The sequence below is a fragment of the Paenibacillus sp. LT-B23 genome (assembly GCF_059417685.1).
Genome location: NZ_JBSQBM010000050.1, coordinates 1 through 8122, shown reverse-complemented (window position 1 = coordinate 8122; position 8122 = coordinate 1). Strand labels below are relative to the sequence as shown.

At 51.8% G+C, this 8122-nt stretch carries 1 protein-coding gene; it reads right to left on the bottom strand.

From position 1 onward, the window contains the following. A partial coding sequence (locus ACWXW9_RS28725) for an amino acid adenylation domain-containing protein (protein ID WP_494932168.1) occupies nucleotides 1–8122 on the bottom strand: 8122 nt, incomplete at both ends.

The window sequence follows — 8122 nt, the reverse complement described above, 5'->3', positions numbered from 1 at the left end:
ACGGTTGGCCTGCTCGTTTAGTTCACCGTAGGTCAACGTCTCTGCTCCAAACTGCACCGCCACCTGATCCGGTGTTCGTGCCGCCTGTTCCTCGAACAGCGCACTTAACGTCTGATCCTGCGGATAAGCTGCCGCCGTATCGCCCCAAACCTGAATAATTTGCGCTTGTTCTTCCGCTGTTACCAATTCCAGCTCATTCACACGGATATGCGGATTGTCCACAATTTGCTTGATCACGTGCAATACATGTCCTTGCATACGCTCTATCGTAGCCCGATCATACACATTGGCGTTATATCTGAACATGATGCTGAAGACTTCGTCAGGCATCACAATCAAGTCCAGATCATAATTCGTTTGCTCGACAACCTCTACATTCGTAATTTCAAAAGCGGACGGACGAACTTCGCCAAGTTGCTCCACCTGCTGCTCTACCGGATAGTTTTCAAACACCATAATGTGGTTAATCAGATTTTGCTTCTGCTCCGTCAGCGCCTGAATCTCATACAGCGGGAAGCTGTCGTATACTCCCGAGGCCAGTGCCTGCTCCTGCGTTTTCCGCATAACCTCCACAAAAGTGGCATTCCGTTCACTTTGAATCCGAACCGGTATCGTATTAATGAACAAACCGATCATATTCTCTACACCAGCAATATCTGTCGGACGTCCAGATACGACACTACCGAAAATAACATCCTCATTGTTGTTATATTTCTGCAAAATAACGCCCCACACGCTTTGCATCAGCGTATTAATCGTCACCTGCTGCTGCTTCGCAATCCGGTACATGGCTTCGCTCCACGTTTGATCCAGCTCCACCGTTATTTTTTCAGAAATATATTCGCTGGTTTCACTAGCTGTAGTGGATGGAGCATTTTCCCTGCTGTCCACGGCTTGTTCTTTTAATGAAGCATCCGAGCCAGGTAACAAAGTCTGCTGTTCAAAGCCCGCCAAATAGCTGCTCCAATACTCTTTTGCCGCACGTTCATCCTGACGCTCCAGCCATTCGATATATTGGCCATATGGGGTGATATTAGCAAGCTCCGGCTGCTTCTGCTCCACCAGCGCAAAGTACGTACCGAACACTTCACCTGTCACCAGCGACAAGCACCAGCCGTCCATAACAATGTGATGGAAGCTCCATACCAAGTGATACGTCTCTTCATCAGTCTGCAATACCTGTACGCGCATGAGCGCATCCGTACCGAGATTAAAGCCCCGAGCCTGGTCCTCCTGCTTGAACGCATGGATATACGCCTTTTGCTCCGCTTCCTGCATTCCGCGTAAATCCTTGAAGGAAAGGTCGCTATCTTTGTGACGGAACACAATCTGTAATGGCTCCTCACTGTGCCCTGTCTCAAACATATGGAAATTCGTCCGCAGCGCTTCATGACGCTGTATCAGCAAATCCAGACTCTTCCGGAAAACAGCTACATCAAAGCTGCCTTTTTGATCAAACGACGCTTGCTGGAAGTATGCGCCTGACTCCGGCTCCATCAAGCTATGGAAAAGCATCCCCTTCTGCATCGGCGAGAGCGCATAGACATTTTCCAGTTCACCCACAGAAGCCAATTGCTCTGTCAATTGTTCCAGCTGCTCCAACGTCAAGCCCTTGAACAATACATCGCTTGGTGTCAGCTCGCTCCACTCTTTGGAGGCACAATGAACGATCACTTCCTGCAAGCTCTCCTGCAGTAATTGTGCAAATTTTTCCACGTTTTGTTGATGATATACCTTGCTGTCATAGCGAATTTCCAACGTCAGCACGCCTGCTGTAATCATCCCGTTCACATTCAGTGGATGCTCCAGAGCGGTATTGTCACTCATCGGCTCTCCACCTGCATGTGAAGACAACGCGATGTCACCATTTTCCAAATCCTGATCAAATTGTCCCAAATAGTTAAAGCTGATTTCAGGCTGCAAGCTTAAGGAAGGATTGGCATCACCCCGAGACATATATTTCAAAATACCGTAGCCAATGCCCTTTTGCGGCACATGACGCAGATCTTCCTTCACCCGTTTGATTCGCTGACCGACTTCTGCCTTGCCGTCAACATCGAGCAGCACCGGATATTGGCTTGTAAACCAGCCCACTGTACGTGTGATGTCGATATCTGGAACAATGGCTTCCCGGCCATGTCCCTCCAGGTTGACCAGCAAGCGCTCCTGACCGCTCCAGTTGTATAACGCCGTACCGAGTGCGGTTAACAGCAAATCATTGACCTCTGTGTTGTACGCACGGTGTGCTTCCTGAAGCAGCAGTTGTGTTTCCTGCTCGCTCCAAGCCACAGTCACAATCTCACTGTCTCTGATCAGAGAATGCTGTCCTTCCGCGCTCTCTTGATCCTTAGGCAACGATGCGAATTCCATTTGGGCGAGATGCTGCCAATATTCGCGTTCGTTTTCAATGGCTGGACTATTCGCATATTGAGACAATCGCTCTGCCCAAGCGGAGAACGAATCCGTTTTATATGGCAGACGAATCGCTTCTCCCCGAACCGCCTGCTCATATCCGGTGGCAAAATCCTCGAATATGATCCGCCATGAAATGCCGTCTACGACCAAATGATGAACCGCGATCAACAAATGATCTCCGTCCGTGCAACGGAAAAGTCCCAGCTTGACCAGTGGTCCCTCGTCCAGACGAATGGAACTTTGAATAGCATTCGCTTTCTCTTCAATGGCTCTCACCACGTCCGCAGCGTCTTCGACGCCCGTCAAATCAACAACGTCCAGACTATAGAGCTTGCCTTCGTTCAAGCCACGATTCCACGCTTCATAGCCCTGTTCGGTCTGATGGAAGGCCATGCGCAGCGCATCATGATGCTCGGTCACCTTGGTCACCGTTTGATGCAATGCGGCTTCATCGAAGCCTTGCTCTCTATACAGCATCACCGACTGGTTGAAATAATGCGGCTCTGCTAAGAATTGTCCAAAGAACCATTGCTGAATTGGGGTCAGCTTGACCGCGCCCGAAACCGCCCGCTGATCGGCTGTACGGCTGACCTTGTGGACATGACCACTCAGCAGCGATACGGAAGGATATTGGAACAAATCCTTCATTTCCAGCTTGTAGCCAGCTTGCAGCAAGCGGGAGGATACCTGGATCGCTTTGATCGAATCTCCACCCAGATCAAAGAAATTATCCAAAATCCCGACTCTCTTGGCCCCTAATACAGCCTGCCAAATGGAAACTAAAGTCTGCTCCAGCGCTGTACGCGGCTCTACATAATCCGCACCGCTTTGCAGGCTACCTTCTGGTGCCGGCAGTGCCTTGCGGTCGATCTTACCGTTCGGTGTCAGTGGCATCTGCTCCAACTGGATGAAATACGAAGGCACCATGTAATTTGGAAGCTCCTCGCCCAGTAAGCTACGAAGCTCTCCTGCGTTCACGTCCCGTTCGGCAACATAGTACGCCACCAGTTGGTTTTGCCCCTGCTCGTCTGCCTGGGCCAGTACGATGACCTCTTGCACATCTTCCACTTTCAGCATTTGGGCCTCAACCTCGCCCAGCTCGATCCGGTAGCCCCGGATTTTGACCTGATGGTCGATCCGGCCTAAATATTCGATATTGCCATCCGGCATCCATCTCGCCAAGTCACCTGTACGGTACATCCGTTCATAGCCCGCTTCGCCAGCCGCAAATGGATTCGGTACAAATTTCTCAGCCGTCAGCTCTGGACGATCCAGATAACCACGGGCCAGACCCGGACCAGACACGCACAACTCACCCGCTACGCCTACCGGAGCCAAATGTCCATGCACATCCACCATGTATACCCGATGATTCGGCACAGGACGTCCGATCGAAATCAGTTGGCCTGCTCTCTCATCCTCGGATACCGGCCAGATCGACGTCGCTACCGAGTTTTCCGTTGGACCGTAGCCGTTGTAGTACGCCACCTGGTCCTTCCACTTGTATACCAGTTCTGTCGATGACGCTGAACCGGCAGTGAACAAAATACGCAGGTTTGGCATCCGTTCCGGCTCCAGATACACCGCATAGGTCGGCGGTAAGGCTGCCACGGTAATTTGATGATCCGCCATATATTGCTCAAACCGCTCGTAGTTCAAAATCGTCTCTGACGTTGGCACGTACAACGTAGCTCCGCAGAACAGCGCCTGGAAGATTTCCCAGCAAGCCGCATCAAACGAATAGCTGGCGAACAATAACGCATGATCCGACGTACTGATCCGAAGTGTTTGATCAAAATACGCTTTGAGATTGCACAGCCCGTGATGCTCCAGCATAACGCCCTTCGGTTGACCCGTCGTACCCGACGTATAAATCACATACGCCAGATCGTTTGGACCGGACAACGGCTCCAGATTGGAACCATCCTCGTGATACACACCCTGCGCTCCATCCAGCACCAGCACGTTGCCGTCAAAAGCTACGTTGCCCACCAGATGGCTTTGCGTCAACAGCAGCTTCGCACCCGAGTCATCCAGCATGTAGCGGATACGCTCCTCCGGATACGTCGGATCGATTGGCACATATGCACCCCCGGCTTTCAAAATCCCGAAGATGCCCACAATCATATCCACCGAGCGCTCAGTCATCAGACCCACCAGACGATCCTTCGTCACGCCTTGACTGCGCAAAGTGCGAGCCAGACGATTCGCGCGTTCATTCAGCTCACGGTAGGTCAACAACTCTCCTTCGAAGAACAACGCTGCCTGCTCCGGCGTCTGCGCTGCTTGTGCCTCGAACAAGCCATGGATCGTTTGCTCGCTTGGATACTCAGCCGCCGTATTCCCCCATGCACCCAGAATTTGCTCGCGCTCCTGCTCGCTTAACATATCCAGCTCATGTACCCGAATGTCCGGATTCGCTACCACCTGCTCCAGCAGTTGCACCAGATGACCTTGAATTTGCTCTACACTTTCACGTTCAAATGCCAGCGCATTATAACCGAAGCTCATGTGGATCGTGTCCCCTGGCATTACCACCAGGTTAAAGTCATAGTTGGTCTGCTCCACAGACTCGGCCCCTGTGATGCTAAAGCTGGACTCTTCACCGTTACCTAATTGCTCAATTTGCTCCTCAACAGGATAGTTCTCAAAAATCAGAATATGATTGATCAAATCCTGCTTCAGCTCCGACAGCCCCTGAATTTCATACAGCGGGTACGTATCATAGGCATGGGAAGCAATCGATTGCTCCTGGGTTTGCTTCATCACGTCTGAGAATGAGCTATTCACATGACTGCTGATGCGCACAGGAATCGTATTGATAAACAAACCAATGATGTGCTCCACATTTGGAATTTCTGCCGGACGTCCAGATACCACGCTGCCAAACACCACATCATCTGTGCCATTATATTTTTGCAGCAAAATGCCCCAAACGGTCTGCATCAACGTATTGATGGTTACCTGATAACGATTGGCGATTCGCTGAATGCTTGCCGTTAGATCCGCACCCAAGTCAAAGTCCAGACGCTCCGCCTGATATCCGGTTTTACCCTGGATTTTAGCCTGTGGCAAGCGGGACTGTTCCTCATATCCTTTCAGAACCTTGCTCCAGTAGTCTGATGCGGCCTGACGATCCTGCTGCTCCAGCCATTCAATATATTGACTGTACGGCGTTACAGGTGCCAGCTCAGGCTGCTTATGAGCCAGTATCGCAAAATAGCTCGCAAATACTTCGTTGGTCACCAGCGACAAGCACCAGCCGTCCATCACGATATGATGGAAACTCCATACAAAACGGTACGAATCCTCACCTGTCCGCAAAACAGCGACACGCATCAAAGCGTCTTGCGCCAGATCAAAGCCCCTCTGCTTGTCTTTGCGCGTATATTCGAGGATGTACTCGTTTTGCTTCTCTTCCTCCACATCGCGCAGATCCTCTACATATAGTTCACTGCGCTTGTTGCGGTACACGACCTGAAGCGGTTCATCCTTCCAGCCACTGTAGAAGTTCGTGCGCAGTGCCGTATGCCGCTGCACCAATACATCCAGGCTTGCCGCAAAAGCAGGGATATTAAAATGTCCTTGCAGATCAAAGGATGCCTGTTCAAAATAAGCTCCCGATTGCGAATCCATAAGATTGTAGAAGAGCATACCCTTCTGCATCGGCGTCAGTGCGTATACATTTTCCAGCTCATCTGTACGTGCAGCCTGCTCCGCAATCTGTTCCAGCTCTCCAGTCGTCAGACCTTTGAAGGACACATCACTCGGAGTCAACTCCGGCTGTTCCTGAGCGACGCAATGCGTAATCACCTCTTGCAAAGCGGATTGCAACAGTCCCGCTACACGTTCCAGCGTTTCTTTGCGATACTGCTTACGGCTGTAAGCGATCGTCAATCGCAGCATGCCTTCCGAGATCATCGCGTTCAAATCCAGCGTGTACAGCAACGGTGAATGTGTATCATCTGTCTCCCCTGCACCGTAGGACGACAACGTGATTCCGCTGTTTTGCAGATCCTGATCGACCTGACCCAAATAGTTAAAGCTGATTTCCGGTTCTGCTGCAATTGCACGCGCTCCATCCGATGCGGACGCATGGGACAAGTAGCGCCACGTTCCATACGTCAGCCCTTTATGCGGAATCCGGCGCAGGCCTTCCTTCGTGTCTTTAATCCGCTCTGCCAGCGTCAGATTGGCACCCGTGTCTAGCAGCACTGGATACAAGCTCGTAAACCAGCCTATCGTACGTGTAATATTCACCTCTGGCAGGATCGCTTCCCGACCATGTCCCTCCAGATTCACCAACACATGCCCTGCGCCTGTCCAGTTATGCATCGCCAATCCTAACGCGGTCAGCAGCAAATCATTGACCTCGGTGTTGTAGGCGCGATGTGCCTGCTTCAACAGCTGTTGGGTTTCAGCTTCGGTCCACTCCACCGTCAGCACTTCGCTGTCTGCATTCAAGGAGCCCTCATAGGCAAAATCCTTAGGCAGCAGCGCAGCATCAGCTTTGGACTGCTCCAGCTGCTGCCAGTAGACTTCATCCGATGCAGCCTCAGGACGGTTGGCGTAAGACGACAACTCCCGTGCCCATGTTTGGAAGGAATCCGTTTTATATGGCAAACGTACAGACTCACCTTTTAGCGCTTGCTCGTAGCCTGTAGAGAAATCTTCAAACAGAATCCGCCACGACACCCCGTCCATCACCAAATGGTGAATGGCTACGAGCAAATGATCCCCCTCTGCTGTGCGGAACAGTCCCAGTTTCACGAGAGGTCCTTCGGACAGATAAATGCTGCTTTGAATTTCAGTTGCCTTCGCTTCCAGCGCTTCCGCATAGGTTGCCTGTTCACGGTAATCCACCGTTTCCAGCGTATACAGTGCGCCTTCCTCTACACCGCGTGTCCAAGCCGTGTAACCGGATGAAACCTGACGGAAAACCGTACGAAGCGCATCATGATGCTTCACGATATGATCCATTGCCTGGCGAACCGCTGTCTCATCAAAGCCCTCGTCGCTATAGAGCATGACCGCCTGGTTAAAGTGCTGCGGACGCTCGCGCTCCTGTGCAAAGAACCAGTGCTGGATCGGAAGCAAAGCGGTTTCCCCGCTCACTTCTCCCTGATCTGCAATACGGCTCACCTCTTGCATATGCGGTGCCAGTGTTGCGACTGTTGGGTACTGGAACAAATACTTCATGTCCAGCTTGTAGCCTGCCTGGAACGCACGGGATGCGATTTGAATTGCCTTGATTGAATCGCCGCCCAGATCAAAGAAATTGTCCAAAATACCGACGGTTTGCACGCCCAATACTGACTGCCAAACTGCCACGAGTGCCCGTTCCTGTGCGGTGCGCGGCTCTTCATAATCCGCCCCGCTTTGCAGGCTGCCTTCCGGTGCTGGCAGTGCCTTGCGGTCGATTTTGCCGTTCGGACTCAGTGGCATCTGCTCCAGCTGTACAAAGTACGATGGCACCATATAGCTTGGCAGCTCCCGGCCCAGCTCACTTCTCAGCTCGCTGGCTCCGAGCTCTTGACCGGCGACATAGTACGCCACCATTTGTTTTTGGCCTGTTTCATCTGCACGGGCCATGACGACCGCTTCTCGTACCGACTCCACCTTCAACAACTGCGATTCGACCTCGCCCAGCTCGATCCGGTACCCCCGGATTTTCACCTGATGGTCGATCCGGCCCAAATATTCGATG